This window comes from Pseudomonas sp. LBUM1660 (genome assembly GCF_059695935.1).
This window is the reverse complement of sequence record NZ_CP166795.1, coordinates 6,223,941-6,246,300: the sequence shown is the minus strand read 5'-3', so window position 1 is coordinate 6,246,300 and position 22,360 is coordinate 6,223,941. Positions and strand designations below refer to the sequence as shown.

Here is a 22,360-nt window from a genome sequence, read left to right as displayed (position 1 = left end):
TTGTGTGGTTTTCGACTTCAAAAGCAGCACCCGCGAACGAAAAGTCCCGGCGTGACTGAAAGTTTTTGGCAATGTGCCATCAGCAAAACGGTATGCTTGCCGGGATTTTTTCGAGGGGTGATGGATGAGCAAGATCAGTGTGTTGGTGGTGGACGATGCGGCATTCATTCGTGACCTGGTAAAGAAGTGCCTGCGTAACTACTTCCCGGGGATCCGGACCGAAGATGCCATCAACGGCAAAAAGGCTCAGGCCATGCTGGCCAAGGAAGCGTTCGACCTGGTGTTGTGCGACTGGGAGATGCCGGAAATGTCTGGCCTGGAACTGCTGACCTGGTGCCGCGAGCAGGACAACCTCAAGACCATGCCCTTCGTGATGGTGACCAGCCGTGGCGACAAGGAGAACGTGGTCCAGGCGATTCAGGCCGGCGTTTCCGGCTACGTCAGCAAGCCCTTCACCAACGAACAACTGCTGACCAAGGTCAAGCAAGCGCTCAACAAGGTCGGCAAGCTCGACGCCTTGATGAACGGTGCGCCAACCAAAATGAACTCGGCCTTCGGCAATGATTCCCTGAGCGCGTTGACCGGCGGCAAGGCGGCCGTGGTCTCAGCTCCCGCACCGGCGGCAGCCCCTTCGCGCGGTTTGCTCAACAGCCCACCGGTCAAGGCGCCGGTCGCTGCTTCCGCACCGGCCAGCGGTCGAGGTCAAGGCCAGTTGCGTTTGCCAGGCGGCATTCAGCAGTGCGTGATCAAAGCCTTGAGCATCAAGGAAGCGCTGCTGGTGGTGAAGCGCACCGACACGTTGCCGCAAGTCCTCGACAGCGCCGTGCTTGATCTGGAGCAGGGCGACAACGCTGAAGTTGCTCGCCTCAATGGCTACCTGCACGCCATCGTCGCGTTTGAACCGAAACCCGACAGCGACTGGCTGCAACTGACCTTCCGCTTTGTCGATCAGGATGCGCAAAAGCTCGACTACATCTCCCGATTGATTGCCCGTGGTACGGCGCAGAAGCACTTCGTACCTGGCGCGTAATCTTCATCGACTGAGAGTCCGTCTTCGCGGGCAAGCCTCGCTCCTACAGATCACACCGACCTGTAGAAGCGAGGCTTGCCCGCGAAGGGGCCATCAAATTCACCGCACATCCCCTTTGCTGCCCATTTTGAAACATCTGCCGACTACCCGGGTCCATTGCAGCTGCTAGGCTCCTTCCCAGGCCTTACTCGACAGACTCTTGCCCATGCTCGCGCGCCTGCTGTTTTTCTGTGGTCTTTTCATGGCCTCCACCTCGGCTGTGGCCATGACGATCTACAAGTCCACCGACGCCAATGGCGTGGTCTCCTACAGCGACCGCCCCACGAAAGGCTCTCAGGTGTTCGTTTTTCGTGATCGCATGGTCGAGCACCTTGAGCGTCAGGTGTACCTGGAGATCAAGAAGCAGAAGGGCGTGGACAGCGTCTACGTGCGCAACGACCTGTATGCGCCGGTCGAGATCGAACTGAGTTTTGCCGGACTGAGCAATGTCAGCGGCGCGCCGAGCCGACCGATCCGCCGGGTGATGCCGGCCCGCAGCAACATCCGTCTGGCGCTGCTCACGGCGACGAAGACCGGAAGGCCGTTGGCGTACACCCCAAGGTTCGAATATTCCCTGGGCGACCCTTCAGGGGCTGTCATGGCCTATCGGTATCCGCTGCCCTGGCGTGGCGGGCCGTTTCGCTTGAGTCAGGGCAACAACGGCCAGTACAGCCATTTCGGCGCCAAGAACCGTTACGCCATGGACATTGCCATGCCCGAAGGCACGCCGATCATTGCGGCGCGTGGCGGGGTGGTGGTGAAAACCGAAAATGCCCAGACCGGGCGCGGTACCGATCCGTCGGGCAATTTTGTGCGGGTGCTGCACGATGACGGGACGATGGGTGTGTACCTGCACCTCAAACAAGGTTCGGTCAGTGTTCGCGAGGGGCAACGTATAGCGGTGGGCAGCGCACTGGCCCTGTCGGGCAACACCGGCAACAGCAGCGGGCCGCATTTGCATTTCGTGGTGCAGCGCAATACGGGGTTGGGGCTGGTGTCGATTCCGTATCAGTTCAATCAGCCGGTGGGGGCGTTGCCCAACTTTGCGCTGGGCAAGCAGTGATGAAGGTGACGCGGACTTAGTGTGGCGAGGGAGCTTGTCGGACCGCCGCACCGTCCCGCTCGGCTGCGCAGCAGTCGCAGGCCGGTGAATCTAATGTGCCTAGAGGATCGCGGTTGCAGGATTGGGGCCGCTTCGCAGCCGAGCGGGACGTGCGGCGGTCCGACAAGCTCCCTCGCCACAACAGCCACTCGTCGCCGGTACTGCGCTTAATCCAGCATCAACACCTTGGCCAGGATAATCTTCGGCCCTTTCATCTTCTTGATGATGATTCGCAAGCCTTCGACTTCCAGCACTTCTTCCTCTTCCGGCACCCGCTTCAGGGTTTCGTAGATCAGCCCGGCGAGGGTCTCGGCTTCGATGTGGTCCAGATCGATGCCCAGCAGGCGTTCGACCTTGAACAGCGGCGTATCACCCCGTACCAGCAGTTTGCCCGGCTGGTAGGCGAGGATGCCGCGCTCAGCCTTGCGGTGTTCGTCCTGAATGTCGCCGACCAGCACCTCAAGCACGTCTTCCATGGTCAGGTAGCCGATGATGTTGCCATCGGCTTCTTCGACCAGGGCGAAGTGCGAGCCACCCTTGCGGAACTGTTCCAGCAACTGCGACAGCGGCATATGGCGCGAAACCCGCTCCAGCGGCCGGGTCAGTTCGGCGAGGTTGAATGACTCGGGAATGTGGTCCAGGGCCGCCAGTTCCAGCAGCAAGTCCTTGATGTGCAGCAGGCCGACGAACTCCTGGCTATCACTGTCGTAGACCGGATAACGGCTGAACTTGTGGCGACGGAACATCGCCAGGATTTCCTTGAGCGGCGCGTTGAACTCCAGCGTCACCAGGTCTTCCCGAGAGTTGGCCCAGTCGACCACTTCCAGCTCGCCCATTTCCACCGCCGAGGCCAAAACGCGCATGCCTTGGTCGCTCGGGTCCTGGCCACGGCTGGAGTGCAGGATCAGTTTCAGTTCTTCACGGCTGTAGTGGTGCTCGTGATGCGGGCCGGGTTCACCCTGGCCGGCGATCCGCAGGATCGTGTTGGCGCTGGCGTTTAGCAGGTAGATCGCCGGGTACATGGCCCAGTAGAACAGGTACAGCGGCACCGCGGTCCACAGCGACAGCAGCTCGGGTTTGCGGATGGCCCAGGATTTCGGCGCCAGTTCACCGACCACGATGTGCAGGTACGAGATGACGAAGAATGCAGCGAAGAACGATACGCCTTTGATCACTTCGGGCGACTGCACGCCAACAGCTTCAAGCAAAGGTTCGAGAATGTGCGCGAACGCCGGTTCACCGACCCAGCCGAGGCCGAGGGAGGCGAGGGTGATACCCAATTGGCACGCCGAGAGGTACGCATCGAGCTGACTGTGAACGGTGCGCAGGATGTGTCCGCGCCAGCCGTTTTTTTCAGCGATGGCCTCGACCCGGGTCGAGCGCAACTTGACCATGGCGAATTCCGCCGCAACGAAAAAACCGTTGAGCAAAACCAGGATCAGAGCAAAAAGAATCATGCCGAAATCGGCGAAGAGTGTCGCGAGGGTCAAGCCAGGGGAAGGGTCCATGATGGAGTTTTGCGGGTTCCGTGTATTCGAATAGGGGGTCAATGCGGTGCCTGAAGGGCAGGCACAAGTCAGCCAATGTAGCGGCTGACCGGGCGATTGCCTAGTGGCGAGTGCTGGCCGGTATCAGTCGGCGGTGCTGATGACGCGCGTTTTCGTCACTTGGGCGGGCGCGAAATGGCAGGTAAAGGTGCTGCCGTGGCCCGGCACACTGCTGATTTCCATCCGCGCGCGGTGGCGCAGCAGCACGTGTTTGACGATCGCCAGCCCGAGCCCCGTGCCGCCGGTGTTGGAGTTACGACTGGAATCGACGCGGTAGAAGCGTTCGGTCAGGCGCGGCAAGTGTTTGCTGTCGATGCCGATGCCGGAGTCCTGCACACTCAGGTGTGCGCCTTGCTCATCGCCCCACCAGCGAATGCGGATATTGCCTTCGGCCGGGGTGTATTTCACCGCGTTGAACACCAGATTGGAAAACGCGCTGCGCAATTCGGCCTCGCTGCCCTTGAGCAGAATCGTCGGATCGGCTTCCAGGGTGATGCGTTGGTTTTTCTGGCCGGACAACTGCTGAGCGTCACTGGTGATCGATTGCAGCAAGCCGTCGATGGCCACGGGCTGATTGTCCGAGGGGTAATCGGTGGCTTCCAGTTTGGCCAGCAGCAGCAAGTCGTTGAGCAAGGTCTGCATGCGCCCGCCTTGCTGCTGCATCTGCTGCAAGGCACGGGACCAGCGCGGGTTCACGTCCTCGACGTTGTCGAGCAGGGTTTCCAGATAGCCGCAGATGACCGTCAGCGGTGTGCGCAATTCGTGGGAGACATTGGCGATGAAGTCTTTGCGCATCTGTTCCAGTTGATGGATACGCGTCACGTCGCGAACCAGCATCAAGTGTTCGTTGTTGCCGTAGCGGGTGATGTACAGCTGAATGCGCAGCCGATCATTGATCGGTGACGGGATTTCCAGCGGCTCGGCGTAGCTGTCCTGCTCGAAGTATTCCTTGAAGCGTGGATGGCGCACCAGGTTGGAGACCGGCTGACCGCTGTCTTGCGGCGTCTTGAGGCCGAGCAGGGTTTCGGCGGCGCGGTTCCACCATTCCAGGTTGCCATCGCTGTCGAGCATGATGACGGCGTCTTTCAGCGCGGCAGTGGATTCCTGAACCCGATCGATCACCGCTTGCAGGCGCCCACGCACACGTTGGTCGCGACGTTGCAGGTGGTAGATGCTGTCGAACACTTCGCCCCACAAGCCATAGCCATCAGGCGGCGCTTCGTCGGGTTTGTGCAGCCGCAGCCATTCGTGCAGACGCAGCAACTGCTTGAGGGTCCAGGCCAGGTAAAGGCCCAGGCCCGCGGCGAGGCTCCAGCCGTAGAAACCGGTAATCAGGCCGATCACCAGACACCCGGTCACCAGCAACAGCATGTGGCGGATCAGGGTGCCATGCCAGTTTTGGTTCAATTGAACACGCGTCCTTGTCAGCTTGTCGGGCGGGAAAGTTCCGGGTCAGGCTTTGGTCGAAAAGCGGTAACCGGTGCCCCGCACGGTTTGTACCAGATTTTCATAGGCATCACCGAGGGCTTTGCGCAGACGGCGGATGTGCACGTCGACGGTGCGCTCTTCGACATACACGTTGCCGCCCCAGACTTGATCCAGCAACTGGCCACGGGTGTAGGCCCGTTCCTGGTGAGTCATGAAAAACTGCAGCAGACGGTATTCGGTCGGGCCCATCTCGGCGGGTTTGCCGTCGATGGTCACGCGGTGGCTGATCGGGTCGAGCAGCAGGCCGCCGACTTCGATCGGTGCCTCGCCGTCGGTAGGGCCGGCACGGCGCAGCACGGCTTTGAGGCGCGCCACCAGCTCACGGGGGGAAAACGGCTTGGTGATGTAATCGTCAGCGCCAACTTCCAGGCCCTGGATCTTGTTGTCCTCTTCGCCCTTGGCGGTGAGCATGATGATCGGGATGTCCCCGGTCAGCTCATCGCGCTTGAGGCGTCTGGCCAGCTCGATGCCGGACGTGCCGGGCAGCATCCAGTCGAGCAGGATCAGGTCAGGCTTGCGGTCGACAATAATGGCGTGGGCCTGCTGCGAGTTCTCAGCCTCCAGGCAGTCATAGCCGGCCATTTCCAACGCAACGGCGATCATTTCGCGAATGGGCGCTTCGTCGTCGACGATCAGAATGCTCCTGCCAACCATGCCTTAATCCTCTTGTCATTTAACTGTCTTGTGCCGCATTAGATAACGGAATTATTGCAGTCGTGTGACAACAATTTAGCAGGCCGGCGATAGTCATGATCCTGAACTAAGCTCTAAGTCCGAATCCTGACAACCACAAAAGGAAGGTTTCCATGAAGCAATACTCGCAATCCTTCAAAGCGTTGATGCTGACGGCGGTCATGGCTTTACCATCAATGGCCTTCGCGGCTGAGCCTGCAATGATGAAAGGCGATGTGATGGTCGATCAAAAGGGCATGACGGTGTACATGTACGACAAGGATGCTGGCGGCAAGTCAATGTGTAACGATGAGTGTGCCAAAAACTGGCCGCCAATGATGGCTCCGGCGGGTGCCAAGGCCGAGGGCAAATGGAGTGTCATTAAGCGTGATGACGGCATGATGCAATACGCTTACGACGGCATGCCGCTGTACACCTTTGTGAAGGACGAAAAGCCTGGAGAAATGAAAGGTGACGGCATGAAAGATGTCTGGCACGTCATCACCAATTCCGGACCAAAAAAGTAAGCGAGTCCAGAACCACAAACCTGCCCCCGTGCCGGGAGCAGGTTTGATTCAGCGCAACCCGTAATCCAGCACAATCCCCACAAAAATCGCCAACCCGGCCCAGTGGTTGTGCAAAAACGCCTTGAAGCAACGCATCCGGTCCTTGCCGCGGGTGTACCAGAACTCCCACGCAAAACAGCCCGCCGCCGCCAGTAGCCCGAGGTGGAACCAGCCACCGAGCTCGAACTTCGATCCCGCCAGCAACAGGCAACCCAGCGCCAACCCTTGCAAGGTCAGGATGATCGCCCGGTCTGCGTCGCCAAACAAAATGGCGGTGGATTTCACGCCGATCTTCAGGTCGTCGTCGCGGTCGGTCATCGCATAGTAAGTGTCGTAGCCCACGGTCCACAGCAGGTTGGCAATCCACAGCAACCACGCCGCCGCTGGCAGTTCACCGGTTTCGGCGGTGAACGCCATCGGCATGCCCCAGGAGAACGCCGCACCCAACACCACTTGCGGGTAATAGGTGTAGCGCTTCATGAACGGGTAACTGAGGGCCAGTGCCAAACCGCCGAACGACAACCAGACCGTGGCCGCATTGGTGCACAGCACCAGCAGGAAACTCACGCCCATCAGCAAGGCGAAGAACACCAGGGCTTCTTTGGAGCTGATCTTGCCGCTGACCAAAGGGCGCTGTTCGGTACGTTTCACGTGGCCGTCGACCTTGCGGTCCGCCCAGTCGTTGATCACGCAGCCGCCGGCGCGGGTCAGCACCACGCCAAGCACAAAAATCACAATGTTGGCCAAGGACGGCGAACCTTTGCCGGCAATCCACAGCGCCCACAGCGTCGGCCACAGCAGCAGATAAATGCCGATCGGCTTGTCCATGCGCGTCAGCTGAATGAAATCCCAGGCCCGAGGGTTCAAGCGGTTCAGGGACTTGAGCAGGCTCTGGTACATCAGCAGTTCTCCGGGTGGGCGCGGGTGGCGAGCCACAAGGACGGCAAGAAGATCTCGGCCACCAGCACGCTCAGGGCGCCACGGTCGAAACGCGAGCGACGGCCCCACAGTCCGGGGGCCCGGGAAGCCAATGGCAGCCATTTCTGAGGATAGTGACAAACCTCGATGGCGCGACGCTGGAACGCCTGATCGCAAAACAGCAACTCACCCAATGAGCGGCTACCCAGTTCGTCCATGTGCAAACCGTCGCCCTGCAAGGCGCTGCGGGCCGCGACGCTGCGGGCAAACACCCAGGCTTCACCGTGACTGCGCAGATACACCTCGCGCACCCAACCTTCACTGCCTTCCTCCAACTCCAGCGCAGCACATTCGTCGGCGCGCAGCGGTTGCCAGCCTTCAAACAGCGGCGTGACGCTGAAACCGTCATTCGACAAGCGGATCAGGCGTCGGGTCAGGGAGCCTTCGTCGAACAGCCAGTCGAGAGTAGACGTGTCGGGGAGGGGCGTCAGTTGGCTTTGAGGGAGCCACAGCGGGGTTGCGGAGGGGGATTTTGAGTGCGGCACAGTGAGTCATTATTGGCAGCAAATGAGGCGGTGAGCTTACCATGTCAGCCAGCGATTTTGATTGATCCGGGCCGCCGTTGCGCCGAACACGCTTGCATCTGCCGGGCCCGATCAGTACAAAACGCCCCTGAGCCGGACGGCAGCGCTCCAACCATCGACCGTTCGCGCCGGCAATAAGCCTGAATCCTGAGGAAGTACCTGAATGAAAAAGTGGCAATGTGTGGTCTGCGGCCTGATCTATAACGAAGCCGACGGCTGGCCGGACGATGGCATTGCGCCGGGCACGCTGTGGCAAGACGTACCGGAAGACTGGCTGTGCCCGGACTGCGGCGTGGGCAAGATGGATTTCGAAATGATCGAAATCAACTAAGACATTGAGAGGAGTAAGGAATGAACGCACCTGTCGTGATCGTCGGCACCGGGCTGGCTGGCTACAACCTGGCCCGGGAGTTTCGCAAACTCGATGGCGAAACACCGCTGCTGCTGATTACCGCCGATGACGGACGCTCCTACTCCAAACCGATGCTCTCCACCGGTTTTGGCAAGAACAAAGACGCCGACGGTCTGAGCATGGCCGAGCCGGGCGCCATGGCCGAGCAATTGAAGGCCGAAGTGCGCACCCACACGCGCATAAGCGGCATCGATCCGGGCCACAAACGCCTGTGGATCGGTGAGGAATCGGTCATCTATCGAGACCTGATCCTGGCCTGGGGCGCAGAAACCGTGCGGGTGCCAATCGAAGGCGACGCGGCTGACGTGGTGTTCCCAATCAACGACCTGGAAGATTACGCCCGTTTTCGCGCGGCAGCGGCGGGCAAGCACCGGGTGTTGCTGCTCGGTGCCGGCCTGATCGGTTGTGAGTTCGCCAATGACCTGATCCTCGGCGGCTACGAGGTGCAACTGGTTGCACCCTGCGAGCAAGTCATGCCGACCCTGCTTCACCCGGCGGCAGCCGCTGCGGTGCAGGCCGGGCTGGAAAGCCTGGGCGCGCGTTTCCACCTTGGGCCGGTGCTCAACCGCTTGCAGCGCGTGGCAGACGGCGTGGAAGCGCATCTGTCCGATGGTCAGGTGATTGCTTGCGACGTGGTGGTCTCGGCCATTGGCCTGCGTCCCCGCATCGATCTGGCGGCGGCGGCCGGTGTGCAGGTCAATCGCGGCGTGGTGGTCGATCGCCACCTGAAAACCTCCCACGCCAATATCTACGCCCTGGGCGACTGCGCCGAGGTCGATGGGCTGAATCTTTTGTACGTCATGCCCCTCATGAGCTGTGCGAGAGCGCTGGCTCAGACCCTCGCCGGAAACCCGACGGCGGTGAGTTATGGTCCGATGCCGATCACGGTGAAAACCCCAGTCTGCCCGTTGGTGGTTTCACCGCCGCCACGGGGTGTGGAGGGCGTCTGGACGGTCGAAGGGCAGGGTGCGGACGTCAAAGCTTTATGCCGCGATGCCAGCGGAAAACTGCTCGGTTATGCCCTGACAGGCGCGGCGGTGATGGAAAAACTGGCCCTGAACAAAGAGCTTCCGGCACTGCTGGCGTAAATACCGGTCGTTCTGTCGGAATCACCCCTCTTTTGCCCCTACAAAGGTCGCGCCGAGACTGGCGCGGCTCTTCGCTGCGTGCCATCCTCACTCCCGTCTGCCGCAGAGTAGAGCACCTGCGGCGCTTTGGGCGCTGTTCCAACGAGAACAGCACGGACATAACAACAAAAAACCGTCAAAGGGGCTTCACTAATGCGTAAACCAGAACTCGCCGCTGCAATCGCTGAAAAAGCAGATCTCACCAAAGAGCAGGCCAACCGCGTTCTCAACGCCGTTCTCGAAGAAATCACCGGCGCTCTGCACCGCAAAGACAGCGTCACGCTGGTGGGCTTCGGTACCTTCCTGCAACGCCATCGCGGTGCCCGCACCGGCAAAAACCCGCAAACCGGTGAGCCCGTCAAAATCAAGGCCAGCAACACTGTTGCGTTCAAGCCAGGCAAATCGTTGAAAGACAGCGTTAATCCATAATTGCGGCGAACTCCCTGAATAACGGGGAGAACCGTATAGAAAAATGGGCACACCGATTGAACCGGGTGCCCATTTTTTATGCGCGGTTTTTTGTTTTGTATATGTGTTGCGTGGACTGATTAATACATTCTGGAAAAGAACTGCCCTTATCCAAATGTTCGCGCCCCCGCCCTTAAAATGACCGCTTTATATAAAGTGCCATCACGGAGATGGCACTTTCTTAATTCTCCGTTGTCGCCCTTCGTTCCATTCACAGATGACCGCAATCTTTCGGACAGTTCCTACATTCATTCGCTTTTATTGTTGGCATGCTTCAACCCTGCTGCCATGGAGGTGCCGTCCCCGGTTTGATGAAGGTGGCGGCGACAGCTCTGCCTCAATGCTTTCGGCGCTGTCCAATGATGAGGTGAATATTAAATTGATATCAGGGAATCCCCTTACACATATAGGGAAATCTCCTACACGTAATAAACAGCACTTCGTCTTGTTGTTTAATCAGATGCTTGCTAGTGGCCATCATCGTGAGTACGATGCGCGCACTTGAAAGAGCACGAACTCAATTGGATGAGACTCATCGCAGCTCTTTGATTCTGTCCCTGCGTCATTGGAACTCCAATGGGCGTATGACTGTAATCCTAATTAAAGGCCATGGATGTCCTACTCAAGCAAACTTTCCGCTCATTACCTCGAACTCGCAAAAGCCTCTGTTTCCAAAGAGAATTTCGCGGGCGAGGACGTTCGTTTTTCGAGCGAATATGAGGCACTGGAAAGCGAGCTGGCGAAAGCCTCGTCCATGCACGAAAGCGGTCAGATCGACTGGCTGAAAATCCGTGAAAACAGCGAAAACCTGCTGCGTACCCAATCCAAGGATTTGCGGGTCGGCGCCTGGCTGACGTGGGCCTTGTACCAGCGCGAATCGTTCCAAGGCCTGCTGGCCGGCCTCGGTTTGCTGCACCACTTGTGCGAGAACCACTGGGCCGAAGTTCACCCGAGCAAGGCCCGTACCCGCTCCGCTGCGATCAGTTGGCTGGTGCCGCGTCTCGAGCAGGTGCTGACCGAAAACGTTGCGATCAAAGAGCAGTTGCCGATGTTCCGGCGGCTGGTCGAGCACCTTGAAGGCCTCGATGCCGCTTGCACCGAGCACTTGGGCGACGACGCGCCGCTGCTGCTGCCGATCTCCCGCCGACTGAAAAACATGGTGCAACGCGCCGCCGACAACCAGCCGGAACCCGGCGTGGTGGGCGCTGCGGTGGCCCAGGTCAAGCAAGCCGCCACGCAGTTGTTCACCCCCGGCGCACCGATCGACAACGAAAAAGAAGCCCACAAGGCCCTGCGCGCCCAGCAGGAAAGCGCCCGTCCGTTGTGTGCCTGGTGGCTCAAGCAGAAAGCCACCGACCTGCGCGCCTTGCGCCTCAATCGCACGCTGCTGTGGCTGCCCATCGACGCGGTACCTGAGCGAAATGCCGAGCAAATCACCGTGCTGCGCGGCTTGCCCGCCGACAAGCTCAAGGCCTATCAGGACCGCTACGATCAAGCCAAATACGCCGACCTGCTGGTGGAACTGGAGGCGAGCCTGGCGAAGGCGCCGTTCTGGTTCGATGGCCAGCGAATGGTCTGGGAGTGCCTCCAGGGCCTGAACGCCGAGATGGCAATGCGCGAAGTGGAAATCCACTTCGCGCTTTTGATTCAGCGCCTGCCCGGCATCGTCGAATTGCGTTTCCACGACGGCGCGCCGTTTGCCGATCCGTCCACCCGCGCCTGGATCAGCGCCAGCGTCATGCCGCACCTGCAAAGCGCCAGTGCGCCGCGCAAGGTCGAAGTCGCCGACACCCAGCCAGCCTGGGAAGTGGCCCTCGAAGAAGTCCTGCCGATCCTGCGCAAGGACGGCCTCAAGGCCGCTGTGCAGATCCTCAAGCAGGGGCTGCAAAGCGCCCAGGGCGGACGCGTCCGGTTTTTCTGGCAGTTCGCCCTCGCGCGGCTGTGCTTCATGGCCAAGAAATACGAACTGGCCAAGACCCAACTCGAAACACTCGACCAAACATTACAGGACTCAGGCCTGAACGCCTGGGAGCCCGATCTTGCGCTGGAAGTGCTGCATTTACTGCATAGCTGCTGCGAGTTGTTGCCGCAGAACCATGCCGTACGTGAACGCAAGGAAGAGATTTATCGCAGGCTGTGCCACCTCGATCTCGAAGTGGTACTCGAATAGGCCCCAGGGCCACAACCGCAAGGAGAATAGCCATGGCCAAAGAAGGCTCGGTAGCCCCCAAGGAACGCATCAACGTCACTTTCAAACCTGCCACCGGTGGTGCACAGGAAGAGATCGAACTGCCGTTGAAACTACTGGCAATCGGTGACTACACCCACCGCAAGGACGAACGCAAAGTCGAAGATCGCAAGCCGATCAGCATCGACAAGATGACGTTTGACGAAGTGCTGGCCAAGCAAGAGCTGAACCTGACACTGAGCGTGCCGAACCGTCTTCAGGAAGAAGGTGACACTGAAGAACTGGCCGTGAAACTGCGCGTCAACTCGATGAAGGACTTCAACCCGGCCTCGCTGGTCGAGCAAGTGCCTGAGCTGAAAAAACTGATGGAACTGCGCGACGCGCTGGTGGCACTCAAAGGCCCACTGGGTAACGCGCCTGCGTTCCGCAAAGCCATCGAAGGCGTTCTCGCCGACGACGAATCCCGCGGTCGCGTACTGGGTGAGCTGGGCTTGAACGCCGCAGCCCAGGACGCCTGAGTCTCTATCAGCCAAGGAAGCCAACACAATGAGCACTAGCGCAGCACAGCAAAAGAGCAAAGAGAACGGCGAATACAGCATTCTCGACAGCATCATCGCCGAAACCCGCCTGACACCGGATGACGAAGCCTACGACATCGCCAAGCGCGGTGTGTCGGCCTTCATCGAAGAGCTGCTCAAGCCGCAGAACAACGGTGAGCCGGTCAAGAAAGCCATGGTTGACCGCATGATCGCCGAGATCGATGCCAAGCTCAGCCGCCAGATGGACGAAATCCTGCACCACCCTGACTTCCAGTCCCTGGAATCGTCGTGGCGTGGCCTGCAGTTGCTGGTCGATCGCACGAACTTCCGTGAAAACATCAAGATCGAAATCCTCAACGTCTCCAAAGAAGACCTTCTGGACGATTTCGACGATTCGCCGGAAGTGATGCAATCGGGTCTGTACAAGCACATCTACACCGCTGAATACGGTCAGTTCGGTGGTCAGCCTGTGGGCGCGATCATCGCCAACTACTTCATGTCCCCAAGCTCGCCGGACGTGAAACTGATGCAGTACGTGTCCAGCGTTGCCTGCATGTCGCACGCGCCGTTCATTGCGGCTGCCGGCCCGAAATTCTTCGGCCTGGAAAGCTTCACCGGCCTGCCGGACCTGAAGGATCTGAAAGATCACTTCGAAGGCCCGCAATTCGCCAAATGGCAGAGCTTCCGCCAGTCGGAAGACTCCCGTTACGTTGGCTTGACCGTGCCGCGTTTCCTGCTGCGTAACCCGTACGACCCGGAAGAAAACCCGGTCAAATCGTTCGTGTACAAAGAAACCGTCGCCAACAGCCACGAGCACTACTTGTGGGGCAACACCGCCTACGCGTTCGGCACCAAGCTGACTGACAGTTTCGCCAAATTCCGCTGGTGCCCGAACATCATCGGCCCGCAGAGCGGTGGCGCGGTTGAAGACCTGCCGTTGCACCACTTCGAAAGCATGGGCGAAATCGAAACCAAGATTCCTACCGAGGTTCTGGTTAGCGACCGTCGTGAATACGAACTGGCCGAGGAAGGCTTCATCTCCCTGACCATGCGCAAAGGCTCCGACAACGCGGCGTTCTTCTCCGCGAGTTCGGTGCAGAAGCCGAAGTTCTTCGGCATCAGCGCAGAAGGCAAGGCCGCAGAGCTGAACTACAAGCTCGGCACCCAACTGCCATACATGATGATCGTCAACCGCCTGGCTCACTACTTGAAAGTGCTGCAGCGCGAGCAACTCGGTTCGTGGAAAGAACGTACCGACCTCGAACTGGAACTGAACAAGTGGATCCGCCAGTACGTGGCCGACCAGGAAAACCCAAGCGCCGAAGTCCGTGGCCGCCGTCCACTGCGCGCTGCCCAGATCATCGTCAGCGATGTCGAAGGCGAGCCTGGCTGGTACCGCGTCAGCCTGAACGTGCGCCCGCACTTCAAGTACATGGGTGCAGATTTCACCCTGTCGCTGGTTGGCAAGCTGGACAAAGAGTAAGCGGAGCCTAACTCATGACTGGATACGGCAGCCTTTTCGAACGCCTGGGTGGCGACGCGGACAAACGCGTCGGCTGGAGCCGCGAGGTCTCCGCCATGGCGTCCGTGGCTGCCCATCTGGCCAAGATGCTCAGCACCCGTGCGGGCAGCGTGCAAACGCTGTCCGATTACGGGCTACCCGATCTCAATGACATGCGTCTGAGCCTGCACGACTCCCTGAGTCAGGCCCGTCTGGCCATCGAAAATTTCATCGAAGCCTACGAGCCACGCCTGAGCAATGTGCGTGTCATTTCCCTGCCGCGTGATCACGATCAGCTTCGCCTGTCCTTCAGCATCGAAGGCCTGCTGGAAGTTGATGGTTTCAAGCGTCAGGTCAGTTTCGCCGCGCGCCTGGATGGCAGCGGTCAAGTCAAGGTCAACTAAGGAGATTCGTATGTCCGGCAAACCCGCAGCCCGCGTATCCGACCCCACCGCTTGCCCGCTCCCCGGCCACGGCACCAACCCGATCGCCGCCGGTTCCGGCGACGTTTTCTTCGACGGCCTCGCGGCCGCCCGCCAAGGCGATGCCTCGGCGTGTGGTGGTGCGATGTCGGGCGGGTTGGCGACGACGGTTTTGATTAACGGCAAACCGGCGGCGACGGTGGACTCTGTTGGGACCCATGGCAACAAGGTTACGGCCGGGTCCGGGACGGTGATTATCGGGAATTCGCATTCGCCGGTGCCGTTTGTGCCGCCGTTGCCTTTGATTTTTCCTGGATTTGATGAGCAGTTTGTCCTGACTGACAAGAGCGGAGCGCCTATGGCAAACCGTCGATATCTCTTGACCCGAGAAAATGGTCTTCAAGAGGAAGGCGTTACCAGTGATACAGGCCTGACTCATCGAGTAGCGCGGCACAGTAGTGCGGAAAAAATCGACATCTACGTTGCGTCAGAGGATTGATACAAATGACGACTGACGTATTACAAACATCAACCGGGATATTTAAAAAGGTTGCTACGATCAGCAGTACTGCTACTGCGGATAGGACACCGAAAAATATCGTGGTGGAAGAAGGTCTGACGGTTTATCTCGGTGGTGCTGGGATGACCGGTGGATATATCGATGATCAGATCAAGTCACTGCGCATGGCCGGTATTAGTGGTGCAGTAGTAGGCCGTAATACTGAAGGTCAATATGCTGATGCCGTTGCTGGGGTCAATAAGCACCGTTATAGGCTTAAGAAGATTAACGGCATGTCGGACACTGGGCCGTATAGTGTAGAGGCGGACTGGAGCTTGAAGTCGTTAGGGATCAGTCGATCTATTCCAGTCGGAGGGCAATTTAATCTTATTGGTTATTCCTTCGGATCGCTGGTGGCCGCCCAATCAGCTCTTTATTACGCAGATAAAGGGCAGGCAGTTGATTATCTTGTGTTGATAGGCTCTCCCATTTCTGAAGAAATGCTTGGAGAGGTTAAACAACAGTCGTTTATAAAACATGTGGTTGTTCTTGATCTGAAGGAACATGGCGACCCGATCCATGCGGGTATGTCATTTTTCGACTTGGCTGAACATGCTCCATTGCTCGGCTCGCAGATGACCGAGTCCAGCGAGCGTAAGGAAGGTGTAGGGCATTTTTACTACGGTATTGACGGGCCTTCAGGTGAGAAGCGCCGGCTGGAATTGGCAAACTCACTCTACGGGCAGGGCTTGCGTTGATGAGCAGTGCAAAAAAAGTCAGAGCATTGATCATCATCTCAATCGCTATGATCGTACCGTTTGCATTGTCGGAAATTTATGCGGTTGTCCGGTTTGGGTTTGCTGAACCTTATAGCTATTTGCTATCCGTTCCGTTGGCGATTATCTCGTTCTTGCTGTTGCAGTTCGCTATTGGTTATGGGGTGGTGAAAGGGTGGGCGGTCTGCAGAATGCCTAGTAACTACTATTTATTGGTGCTTTGGATAATCAGCTTGTTGGCGCTCTTTGTGCTTCCTATGTTTTTTTCAGGTGGGCCAATGTCGTGATTAGCTATTTTTATTTTTTTGCCTCTGCGATTTTGCTGCTGATGTCATTCACTGACCCAAAAACTGAATGGTCAGTGACTGGTGCCGATGTTTACGGCAGTTTGTTTGTTTTTTGTGCCGTGCTTTATATTCCGCTGATGGCATGTGCTATTTATTATTTTGTAAAGGCCGTGGTAGTTGTTTTTAGGTCGAAGCGCTTACAAGGTGGGTTTCATCCCTTGGTCGTCACCGCTGTAGGTGTTGTTGCTCTTTATAGTTTCAATCACTGGGTGTTCAGTGAAATTTACTAACGATTCGGCGCAGGGCATTCGGAACAGTGAAGGCTGCCCTCATCAAAATTTTTTCAGGGCAGCACTCTGGTCTCCGCTCTTGGTGATGTTGACTTTGACACTGGTTGAGCAGGGCAACGAATACGCGGCGGTTCTGGACTTGCAACAAATGCTGTTGATCTACGTTCTCTCATTCGGAATCCCGGCCTACATCGCCTTTGCTCTGTGGGCAACGCGAGTAATGAACGGGAAAACCGAACAGCAAATTTTGAGAAGTGTGTGGCGCGCACCGTTGACGTTCATCCCTTTTTACGCCGCCCCATGGGTGATTTATGGATTGGCCCATGTGTTTTTGGGGAGCGTCGCCGGGTTCCCGATGATGCTTGGCTGGCTGGCTTTTTTGCCGTACCTGCTCATCGCCGGTTACGTGGTTTCCGGTCTGACGGTCGCGCTCTACAGGACGTTTTTTTCATGAGATCCACCACCAGGAAGGTACCCCGTGTCCTTTAACCACTACTACCAAAGCGAACTCACCGCACTTCGCCAGTTAGGTCGTCGATTCGCCGAGCGTAGCCCGGCATTGGCGCCTTTCCTTGGCCAGGCCGGGCGGGATCCGGACGTGGAGCGGTTGCTGGAAGGTTTTGCATTCCTGACCGGCCGCCTGCGCCAGAAGCTTGATGACGAACTGCCAGAACTCAGCCATTCCCTGATGCACCTGCTGTGGCCCAACTACATGCGGCCGCTGCCGGCGTTCAGCATTTTGCAGTTCGATCCGTTGAAGCGTTCGGGGCCTGCGTTGATGGTCGAGCGCGACACGCCGGTCGAGAGCGTGCCGATCGATGACGTGCGTTGCCGCTTCCGCACCTGCTACCCGACCGAGGTCTTGCCGCTGGACCTGGCCGCGCTGAATTACTCGGTGAAGGGCGACGGTTCGCTGTTGAGTCTGCGTCTGGAGATGAGCGCAGACGGTCACTTGGGCGAGCTGGAGCTGAGCCGCCTGCGTCTGCACTTCGCCGGCGAGCGCTACATCAGCCAAATGCTGTACCTCAGCCTGCTGCGCAATCTGGAAGGCATCGAGCTGATCCCGCTGGACGGCGCCGGCAAACCCATCAATGGCGTCAACGGCATGCCGATGGCGTTCAAGATGCCCGGCGACCGCGTGCAGCCGGTAGGTTTCGCTGAAGAAGAAGCGTTGATTCCGTATCCGCTGAACACCTTCCGTGGTTACCGCTACTTGCAGGAATACTTCGCCTTCCAGGACAAGTTCCTGTTCGTCGATATCAACGGTCTGGACCTGCTGAAAGCCCTGCCGGAAGACACGCTCAAGCAAATGCGCGGCCTCGAATTGCGCTTCGACATTCGCAAGAGCGGCATCATGCGGATGCGCCCGACGCTGGACAACGTGAAGCTCTACTGCACGCCGATCGTGAACCTGTTCAAGCACGACGCCTTGCCGATCCGCCTCGACGGCAAGCAAGACGAATACCTGCTGCTGCCCGCCGAATTCGACCTGCAAAACTGCGGCGTGTTCTCGGTGGAAACCGTCACCGGCTGGAAGCCCGGCGGCCTCGGCTATCAGGAATACGTGCCGTTCGAATCGTTCGAGCACGACCCGAGTTTCGACGTGCCCAACAGCCGTCCGCATTACAGCATTCGCCAGCGTTCGTCGCTGTTGCACGACGGCCTCGACACCTACCTGAGCTTCGGCATCCGCCACACCGAAGCCCACGAAACCCTGTCGATCGAGCTGATGTGCACCAACCAGAACCTGCCGCGCAAGCTCAAGCTCGGCGACATCAGCCAGGCCTGCGAAGAAACGCCGGAGTTCCTGAGTTTCCGCAACATCACCCCAGCCACACCGAGTTACGCGCCGCCGCTGAATCGCGACTTCCTCTGGAAGCTGATCAGCAATATGTCGCTCAACTACCTGTCGCTGGCCGACGTCAATGCGTTGAAGGTGATTCTGGAAACCTACGACCTGCCGCGCTACTACGACCAACACGCTGAAAAAGTCAGCAAGCGCCTGCTGGGCGGGCTCAAGTCGATCAAGCACCAACACGTCGACCGATTGCACCGAGGGTTGCCGGTTCGTGGGTTGCGCACCGAGCTGACCATCGACCCGGAAGGGTATATCGGCGAGGGCGACCTGTTCGTTTTCGCCTCGGTTCTTAACGAGTTTTTCGCGCTTTACGCCAGTCTCAATTCGTACCACGAGCTGCGGGTAAAAAGCACACAGGGAGAGGTGTACCAATGGACACCACGTATGGGCCTTCAGCCGCTGCTTTAAGCGGGCTGACCCGAGGAATACGCGAGTACTCGCTGTTTCAGGCCGTGCTGCTGGTGGTTGACCGGCTGCGCGAGGCCCACCCGCACCTGAGCCAGGACGATCTGTACGACCAGCTGGAATTCCAGGCCAACCCGAGCCTGGGTTTCCCTGGCAGTGACGTCGATCGCGTGGAATTTTTCCACGAGCACGGGCAGATGCGCGCGCGCCTGCGTTTCAACCTGATCGGCCTGGTCGGCTCCGGTTCGCCGCTGCCGGCGTTCTACGGTGAACAGGCCCTGGGCGACAGCGAAGACGGCAACCCGACCCGCAACTTCCTCGACCTGTTTCACCATCGCCTGCAACGGCTGATGCTGCCGATCTGGCGCAAATACCGCTACCGCGCCAGTTTCGAGAGTGGCGCGCTCGATCCGTTTTCTTCCCAGCTGTTTGCGCTGATCGGCCTCGGTGGCGAAGAGATCCGCCGGGCCCAGGAACTCAACTGGAAACGCCTGCTGCCGTACCTCGGTTTGCTCAGCTTGCGGGCGCACTCGGCGGCGCTGATCGAAGCGGTGCTGCGTTACTACTTCAAGCACGCCGAACTGACCATCGAACAGTGCATCGAGCGTCGCGTGGAGATTCTCGACGAGCAGCGCAATCGTTTGGGCCGCGCCAACAGCCTGCTCGGCGAAGACCTGGTGCTGGGCGAACACGTGCGCGACCGCAGCGGCAAGTTCCGCATCCACATCCGCGAACTCGACTGGCAACGCTTCCACGAATTCCTGCCGATCGGTTTCGGCTACCAGCCGCTGTGCGCGCTGGTGCGGTTCACCCTGCGTGACCCGCTTGATTACGACATTCGCCTGGTGCTGCGCCAGGAAGAAATCCGCGAACTGCGCATCGGTGAGCAAAACGCCTGTCGCCTGGGATGGACCAGTTGGCTGGGCCGCGAAAAAGCGGACGGCGTGGTAACCCTGGGCAGCAAAATTCATTAAGGACAGATGACCCATGATCAACGTAGACCTGCAACAACTTATCCAGGCGCTGGACGCCGAAACCCGTCGTGACCTGGAAAGTTCGGCCGAACGTTGCGTCGCCCGTGGCGGCAGCAAAATCCTCGTCGAAGACTTGCTGCTTGGCCTGCTGGAGCGCCCGCAAGGCTTGCTCGCACGCGCGCTGCAAGACGCCGAAGTGGATGCCGGCGAACTGAGCGCCGCGTTGCAATCGCGGGTCGAGCACAGCGCGTCGCGCAACCCGGTGTTCGCCCCGGAACTGGTGCAGTGGCTGCAAGATGCGTTGCTGGTGGCCAACCTTGAACTGGGCCAGAGCCAGGTCGAGCAAGCCGCGTTGATCCTCGCGCTGCTGCGCAACCCGATGCGCTACGCCGGCAGCCGTTATCAGTCGTTGCTGGCCAAGCTGAACATCGAGCGCCTGAAAGAATTCGCCCTGTCGCAGAAAGAACAACCGGCCACCGGCAAGCCTGCCGTACCGGGTGAATCGCTGCTGGAGCGCTTCACGCATAACCTGACCCAACAGGCCCGCGACGGCAAACTCGACCCGGTGCTGTGCCGCGATGGCGCGATCCGGCAGATGGTCGACATCCTCGCCCGTCGCCGCAAGAACAACCCGATTGTGGTCGGCGAGGCCGGTGTCGGTAAAACCGCCATCGTCGAAGGCCTGGCCTCGCGCATCGCCGCCGGTGAAGTGCCGCAAGTGCTCAAAGGCGTGGAGCTGCTGTCGCTGGACATGGGCTTGTTGCAAGCAGGTGCCAGCGTCAAAGGTGAGTTCGAGCGTCGCCTCAAAGGCGTGATCGACGAAGTCAAAGCCTCGCCGAAACCGATCATCCTGTTCATCGACGAAGCCCACACCCTGATCGGCGCGGGCGGCAATGCCGGCGGTTCCGACGCGGCCAACCTGCTCAAGCCTGCCCTGGCCCGTGGTGAGTTGCGCACCATCGCCGCCACCACTTGGGCGGAGTACAAAAAATACTTCGAAAAAGACCCGGCCCTGGCCCGTCGTTTCCAGCCGGTGCAACTGCACGAACCGACCGTCAGCGAAGCAGTGACCATCCTCCGTGGCCTGGCTCAGGTCTACGAGAAGAGCCACGGCATCTACCTGCGCGATGACGCGGTGGTTGCGGCGGCGGAATTGTCGGCGCGTTACCTCGCGGGCCGTCAGCTGCCGGACAAAGCCGTCGACGTGCTGGACACCGCTTGCGCCCGTGTACGCATCAGCCTCGCCGCCGCCCCGGAAAGCCTGGAGCGCCTGCGTGGCGAACTGGCTGAAGGTGGCCGTCAGCGTCAGGCCCTGCGCCGTGATGCCGAGGCCGGTCTGCTGATCGATCACGAAGCGCTGGACGCTTTGGAAGATCGCCTGGCTGCCGCCGAAGAGGAAATGGTCGCACTGGAAACCCTGTGGACCGAACAGAAAGAACTAGCCGAGCGCCTGTTGGACCTGCGTCAGCAACTGGCCAAGGCGCGAGAAGCCGCCGCCGTCGAGCCAATCGTCACGGTTGAAGAAGACGCCGAAGGCACCGTGATCGAAACCCTGGTGGTGGACGAAGCGCACAGCGTCGAAACCCTGGAAGCCGCACTCAACGAAACTCACAAAGCGCTGACCGAGCTTCAAATCAAAGAACGTCTGGTGAGCTTCGAGGTCTGCCCGCGTCTGGTGGCTGAAGTGATCAGCGCCTGGACCGGCGTGCCGTTGGCGCAACTGGCCCGCGAGCACAACGCCAAGGTCGCCAGCTTCGCCACCGACCTGCGCACGCGCATTCGTGGTCAGGAACAAGCCGTGCATGCGCTGGACCGCTCAATGCGCGCCACCGCTGCCGGCCTCAACAAACCTGACGCCCCGGTTGGCGTGTTCCTGCTGGTCGGCCCGAGCGGCGTCGGCAAGACCGAAACCGCGCTGGCCCTGGCCGACTTGTTGTACGGCGGTGATCGTTTCATCACCACCATCAACATGTCCGAGTTCCAGGAGAAGCACACCGTCTCGCGCCTGATCGGTGCGCCACCGGGCTACGTCGGTTACGGCGAAGGCGGCATGCTCACCGAAGCCGTGCGCCAGAAGCCGTACTCGGTCGTGTTGCTCGATGAAGTCGAGAAGGCCGACCCGGACGTGCTGAACCTGTTCTACCAAATCTTCGACAAAGGCGTGGCCAACGACGGCGAAGGGCGCGAAATCGATTTCCGCAACACGCTGATCCTGATGACCTCGAACCTGGGCAGTGATCGCATCAGCGAGCTCTGCGAAAACGGCGCACGGCCGACCGCCGAAGTGCTCGAAGAAACCATTCGCCCGGTACTGAGCAAACACTTCAAACCGGCGTTGCTGGCGCGGATGCGCGTGGTGCCTTACTACCCGGTGGGCGGCCCGGTGCTGCGCGAGCTGATCGAAATCAAACTCGGTCGTCTGGGCGAGCGTCTGAACCGTCGTCAGTTGGATTTCACTTTCTCCCAGGATCTCGTCGATCACTTGGCCGAGCGTTGCACCCAAAGCGACAGCGGCGCGCGTTTGATCGATCATTTGCTCGACCTGCACGTGCTGCCGTTGGTGGCCGACCGCTTGCTCGATGCGATGGCCACCGGTGAAAGCCTCAAGCGTGTGCACGCGACGCTCGACGGCAACGCCAGCGTGACGTGCGAGTTCGCCTGAGGTGGG

General features: G+C 59.3%; 23 protein-coding genes. 18 read left to right on the top strand and 5 right to left on the bottom strand.

Going from position 1 to position 22,360, the window contains the following annotated elements; translation table 11 throughout:
• Positions 1 to 124: 124 nt before the first annotated feature.
• Entirely contained in the window at positions 125 to 1,030 is a 906-nt protein-coding gene (locus ACA068_RS29065) for a response regulator (RefSeq protein ID WP_497306486.1), read from the top strand.
• A gap of 205 nt (positions 1,031 to 1,235) precedes the next feature.
• A complete protein-coding gene (locus ACA068_RS29060; RefSeq protein WP_497306484.1) occupies positions 1,236 to 2,132 on the top strand; it encodes a peptidoglycan DD-metalloendopeptidase family protein in 897 nt (298 codons plus the stop codon).
• Positions 2,133 to 2,338: 206 nt separating this feature from the next.
• On the opposite strand, the gene ACA068_RS29055 is transcribed toward ACA068_RS29060, so the two are convergent.
• From ACA068_RS29055 to phoB, 3 genes are all read right to left on the bottom strand, one after another.
• Positions 2,339 to 3,679 (bottom strand): hemolysin family protein, encoded by a 1,341-nt coding sequence (locus ACA068_RS29055; protein WP_497306482.1) that lies wholly within the window; start codon positions 3,677 to 3,679, stop codon positions 2,339 to 2,341.
• 123 nt (positions 3,680 to 3,802) lie between these two features.
• Complete coding sequence (phoR, locus tag ACA068_RS29050) at positions 3,803 to 5,089, bottom strand: phosphate regulon sensor histidine kinase PhoR (protein ID WP_497310681.1); 1,287 nt, start codon at positions 5,087 to 5,089, stop codon at positions 3,803 to 3,805.
• An 81-nt stretch (positions 5,090 to 5,170) separates the two neighbouring features.
• On the bottom strand, positions 5,171 to 5,860 hold the full coding sequence (gene phoB, locus ACA068_RS29045; RefSeq protein WP_007896474.1) for a phosphate regulon transcriptional regulator PhoB: 690 nt from the start codon (positions 5,858 to 5,860) through the stop codon (positions 5,171 to 5,173).
• A gap of 152 nt (positions 5,861 to 6,012) precedes the next feature.
• Here phoB and ACA068_RS29040 point away from each other — a divergent pair, with 152 nt between their 5' ends.
• Positions 6,013 to 6,405, top strand: a complete 393-nt coding sequence (locus tag ACA068_RS29040; protein WP_497306480.1) for a COG4315 family predicted lipoprotein — start codon at positions 6,013 to 6,015, stop codon at positions 6,403 to 6,405.
• A 48-nt stretch (positions 6,406 to 6,453) separates the two neighbouring features.
• Here ACA068_RS29040 and ubiA read toward each other — a convergent pair whose 3' ends face one another.
• Positions 6,454 to 7,344: a 4-hydroxybenzoate octaprenyltransferase gene (gene ubiA, locus ACA068_RS29035; protein ID WP_497306478.1), complete on the bottom strand. Its 891-nt coding sequence runs from the start codon at positions 7,342 to 7,344 to the stop codon at positions 6,454 to 6,456.
• Positions 7,344 to 7,907: a chorismate--pyruvate lyase family protein gene (locus ACA068_RS29030; protein ID WP_497306476.1), complete on the bottom strand. Its 564-nt coding sequence runs from the start codon at positions 7,905 to 7,907 to the stop codon at positions 7,344 to 7,346. Before ACA068_RS29030 ends, ubiA begins: the two co-directional genes overlap by 1 nt.
• Positions 7,908 to 8,109: 202 nt before the next feature.
• Here ACA068_RS29030 and ACA068_RS29025 point away from each other — a divergent pair, with 202 nt between their 5' ends.
• The 15 genes from ACA068_RS29025 to tssH all read left to right on the top strand — a co-directional run bounded on the left by ACA068_RS29025 (position 8,110) and on the right by tssH (position 22,354).
• Positions 8,110 to 8,277 carry a rubredoxin gene (locus tag ACA068_RS29025; protein ID WP_007954349.1) on the top strand — a complete coding sequence of 56 codons (168 nt, stop codon included), beginning with the start codon at positions 8,110 to 8,112 and terminating at the stop codon, positions 8,275 to 8,277.
• A 20-nt stretch (positions 8,278 to 8,297) separates the two neighbouring features.
• Entirely contained in the window at positions 8,298 to 9,446 is a 1,149-nt protein-coding gene (locus ACA068_RS29020; protein ID WP_497306475.1) for an NAD(P)/FAD-dependent oxidoreductase, read from the top strand.
• Positions 9,447 to 9,638: 192 nt separating this feature from the next.
• On the top strand, positions 9,639 to 9,914 hold the full coding sequence (locus ACA068_RS29015; protein WP_003213368.1) for an HU family DNA-binding protein: 276 nt from the start codon (positions 9,639 to 9,641) through the stop codon (positions 9,912 to 9,914).
• A gap of 652 nt (positions 9,915 to 10,566) precedes the next feature.
• Positions 10,567 to 12,123 (top strand): type VI secretion system protein TssA, encoded by a 1,557-nt coding sequence (gene tssA / locus ACA068_RS29010; RefSeq protein ID WP_497306473.1) that lies wholly within the window; start codon positions 10,567 to 10,569, stop codon positions 12,121 to 12,123.
• A 32-nt stretch (positions 12,124 to 12,155) separates the two neighbouring features.
• On the top strand, positions 12,156 to 12,659 hold the full coding sequence (tssB, locus tag ACA068_RS29005) for a type VI secretion system contractile sheath small subunit (protein ID WP_095633651.1): 504 nt from the start codon (positions 12,156 to 12,158) through the stop codon (positions 12,657 to 12,659).
• Positions 12,660 to 12,687: 28 nt separating this feature from the next.
• Positions 12,688 to 14,163: a type VI secretion system contractile sheath large subunit gene (tssC, locus tag ACA068_RS29000; protein WP_109626782.1), complete on the top strand. Its 1,476-nt coding sequence runs from the start codon at positions 12,688 to 12,690 to the stop codon at positions 14,161 to 14,163.
• Positions 14,164 to 14,177: 14 nt separating this feature from the next.
• Positions 14,178 to 14,585, top strand: coding sequence for a type VI secretion system baseplate subunit TssE (gene tssE, locus ACA068_RS28995; RefSeq protein WP_008150080.1), 408 nt, complete (start codon positions 14,178 to 14,180; stop codon positions 14,583 to 14,585).
• Positions 14,586 to 14,595: 10 nt separating this feature from the next.
• Positions 14,596 to 15,102: a PAAR domain-containing protein gene (locus ACA068_RS28990; RefSeq protein WP_497306470.1), complete on the top strand. Its 507-nt coding sequence runs from the start codon at positions 14,596 to 14,598 to the stop codon at positions 15,100 to 15,102.
• A gap of 5 nt (positions 15,103 to 15,107) precedes the next feature.
• Positions 15,108 to 15,860, top strand: coding sequence for a hypothetical protein (locus ACA068_RS28985; RefSeq protein ID WP_497306468.1), 753 nt, complete (start codon positions 15,108 to 15,110; stop codon positions 15,858 to 15,860).
• The gene (locus ACA068_RS28980) at positions 15,860 to 16,165 is read left to right on the top strand and encodes a hypothetical protein (protein ID WP_497306466.1); all 306 of its coding nucleotides are present in this window, start codon (positions 15,860 to 15,862) and stop codon (positions 16,163 to 16,165) included. Before ACA068_RS28985 ends, ACA068_RS28980 begins: the two co-directional genes overlap by 1 nt.
• A complete protein-coding gene (locus tag ACA068_RS28975; RefSeq protein WP_497306464.1) occupies positions 16,162 to 16,455 on the top strand; it encodes a hypothetical protein in 294 nt (97 codons plus the stop codon). The genes ACA068_RS28980 and ACA068_RS28975 overlap by 4 nt, the downstream gene beginning before the upstream one ends.
• Complete coding sequence (locus ACA068_RS28970) at positions 16,442 to 16,909, top strand: hypothetical protein (RefSeq protein WP_497306462.1); 468 nt, start codon at positions 16,442 to 16,444, stop codon at positions 16,907 to 16,909. Before ACA068_RS28975 ends, ACA068_RS28970 begins: the two co-directional genes overlap by 14 nt.
• Positions 16,910 to 16,933: 24 nt before the next feature.
• Positions 16,934 to 18,721: a type VI secretion system baseplate subunit TssF gene (gene tssF, locus ACA068_RS28965; RefSeq protein ID WP_497306460.1), complete on the top strand. Its 1,788-nt coding sequence runs from the start codon at positions 16,934 to 16,936 to the stop codon at positions 18,719 to 18,721.
• Positions 18,685 to 19,692 (top strand): type VI secretion system baseplate subunit TssG, encoded by a 1,008-nt coding sequence (gene tssG / locus ACA068_RS28960; RefSeq protein ID WP_497306458.1) that lies wholly within the window; start codon positions 18,685 to 18,687, stop codon positions 19,690 to 19,692. The genes tssF and tssG overlap by 37 nt, the downstream gene beginning before the upstream one ends.
• A gap of 13 nt (positions 19,693 to 19,705) precedes the next feature.
• Positions 19,706 to 22,354 (top strand): type VI secretion system ATPase TssH, encoded by a 2,649-nt coding sequence (tssH, locus tag ACA068_RS28955; protein WP_497306457.1) that lies wholly within the window; start codon positions 19,706 to 19,708, stop codon positions 22,352 to 22,354.
• Positions 22,355 to 22,360: the final 6 nt, after the last annotated feature.